The sequence below is a fragment of the Carboxydocella sp. ULO1 genome (genome assembly GCF_002049255.1).
Lineage (GTDB): Bacteria > Bacillota.
This window is the reverse complement of the sequence record NZ_BDLQ01000051.1, coordinates 1-1,025: the sequence shown is the minus strand read 5'-3', so window position 1 is coordinate 1,025 and position 1,025 is coordinate 1. Positions and strand designations below refer to the sequence as shown.

Sequence of the window (1,025 nt, the reverse complement as noted above, 5' to 3'; positions counted from 1 at the left end):
CAGCCAGCAGTGATTCGGTTATTGCCCGTTCCAGCTCTGCTTCTAAAGTTCTCCTTGTCTTCTGGCTTAAAGCTTGCTCAATTTCTGTACCGTAGTCGGTACTATAGATTAAGTAGGCAAACCGTTCAGTAAGCACCGTTTTAATACACCACTGTACCCAAGCAGTATGTTCATCTGTTTCAACCACACGACCCGCACCATCTAATACAAATTCTCCTTTTTCAAAATCGAAAAGCCAGCTTTTACCATAGTTTGGAGCTGATTCTGTTTCCTGTTCTACTAATTCCGGCATTTCAAAGGTAGGAAATAAATTTTGCATTAGCTGCTCACCACCTTTGAAATTACTACCGGGTCAGTGTAATCGTTAACCCACCCAATCAGAACACGGTCACCTATTTGTAAAGTCAACCCGGTACACAGCAGATATTCTCCAACCGGTATTGGTACCGCAAACCTGTCAATTTTCAGACTCATGTCTGGCTGAATTGTTCCCAATTCCAATACATCTGGTCGCTGCGTTTGACTGGCTATCCTTTCTGCTATCACCTGCGCCAGCTTGCTTACTCCACTAGCCAACATCCTCCACCTCCATTACCATAGTCCGGTTGGTAGCATCATGAGATACGCTTGAAACAATGTAATAGCCGTTCAGTGTACCGGCCACAATCTTAACCTTATCACCCTTACGCAAAAAAGGCAGGTCCGGAGCAGTGATTTTTCGCTGCTTTTTTGGTTGCCCTCGTTCTTTTAAAATATCCTGAGCAGCACTTTTGGCAGCAGATAGGCTATCGTACTGGCTTCGATAGATGACTTCTTGCAGTACTCCAAACTCTGTCTTCCCGTCAATTTTTACAACAACAGGAGCCCGACCTTCCTTGTTTTCAGCCCCGATAACCTTAACTCGTGTTACCAGATCTTCAATATCCCAATGGTCATTAATACTGTTTACGTTAGTATCAGAGGTAAAACAATAAACCGGGGTATTTTGCCCCGGCCTGATTACATCTATCTTTCCTTGCTTGCTC

General features: G+C 44.1%; 3 protein-coding genes. All 3 read right to left on the bottom strand.

From position 1 onward, the window contains the following. A partial coding sequence (locus ULO1_RS07995) for a DUF2634 domain-containing protein (RefSeq protein WP_079933349.1) occupies positions 1–319 on the bottom strand: 319 nt, incomplete at its 3' end. After that, positions 319–576: a hypothetical protein gene (locus tag ULO1_RS07990; protein WP_143325433.1), complete on the bottom strand. Its 258-nt coding sequence runs from the start codon at positions 574–576 to the stop codon at positions 319–321. The genes ULO1_RS07990 and ULO1_RS07995, both read right to left, overlap by 1 nt. After that, a partial coding sequence (locus tag ULO1_RS07985; protein ID WP_376738158.1) for a hypothetical protein occupies positions 569–1,025 on the bottom strand: 457 nt, incomplete at its 5' end. The genes ULO1_RS07985 and ULO1_RS07990, both read right to left, overlap by 8 nt.